General features: G+C 45.0%; 1 protein-coding gene and 1 pseudogene. One reads left to right on the top strand and one right to left on the bottom strand.

The window, feature by feature from the left end:
- Positions 1 to 730, top strand: a 730-nt coding sequence (locus A3763_RS25015; RefSeq protein WP_197483115.1) for an NAD(P)/FAD-dependent oxidoreductase, incomplete at its 5' end; no start/stop codon positions are given.
- A 23-nt stretch (positions 731 to 753) separates the two neighbouring features.
- On the opposite strand, the pseudogene A3763_RS29225 reads toward A3763_RS25015, so the two are convergent.
- Positions 754 to 1191 (bottom strand): annotated as a pseudogene (locus A3763_RS29225) (ComF family protein); the annotation flags it as partial.

Raw genomic sequence — 1191 nt, forward strand, 5'->3', positions numbered from 1 at the left:
AGTGGGTAAAGCAGCCTTATTGTCGCCTTCGACAGGCGTTTTGGATAGTCATGCCTATATGCTTCAATTGCAGGCTGATCTTGAGGCAAACGGTGGTCAGTGCGTGTTTAACTCAGAGCTCCAGATAACCGGGCAGGATGAGGGTGGAGTTGAGCTTACTCTCAATGGCGGGGAGGCTCTGATAAGAACGAAGTGCTGCATCAACTCTGCAGGTCTAAATGCTCAGCCTCTTGTTAATGATTCTCCAGCCATTTCTATTGCCGAGTTACCGAAAGCTTTCTTTGCCAAAGGAAGTTACTTTGCTTATAGCGGCGCAGCTCCTTTTGATCATTTAGTCTATCCGGTTCCTGAGCCGGGAGGTCTGGGTGTTCATCTTACGCTTGATATGCAGGGAGCTGCTAAATTTGGCCCGGATGTTGAGTGGCTGGACGTGACTGATGTTGAGCACATTGACTATAAGGTGGACCCGAAAAAACGGGAGCAGTTTTACGCAGAGGTGAGTAAATATTGGCCTGAAGTAGAGCTCGATAAAATGCATGCTGATTACTCCGGTGTCCGGCCTAAAATTGTCCCTCCCGGAAACATGGCAGCTGACTTTTCCATACAAGGGCCTGCTGATCATGGTGTAGCAGGCTTAGTAAACTTACTTGGAATTGAGTCGCCAGGTTTAACATCTTCTTTGGCTATTGCAGAGTATATTTACTCTATTCTGAAGAAAGAAAAACTATAACATTACTCTTTATGGCTATTTGCCTAGCTGGCTTTTGGTGTTCTGGCCAGACTCCAGATATCAACGCGACTCGCCCCTTTATCAAGGAGTAATTGGCTACATATTTCGCTGGTCGCTTTTGTGGTCACGACGTCATCAACTAACACAATGTGTTTGTCTTTGACTACTTGAGGGTTATCTATAGTAAAACATCCTTTGAGGTTTATTAGTCGCTGAACTTTGTTAAGACTTTTTTGGTCGGCGCTCATCTTGGATTTAACTATCAACTTTGTATTTACGGCTAACTTTTGATGTTTCCCTAACAGTACTGCTAACGATTCGGCTTGATTGAATCCGCGCTCTTTGAGTTTATCCCTGTGCAATGGAATGGGAACGATAAAGTCTGGTTGGGGAAGGTCCTTATGGTAGAGCTCTAGGTAACGACAAAACTCGAGACCTAAGCTCTTCAGCCAATATTGTTC

Source organism: Oleiphilus sp. HI0128 (genome assembly GCF_001635365.1).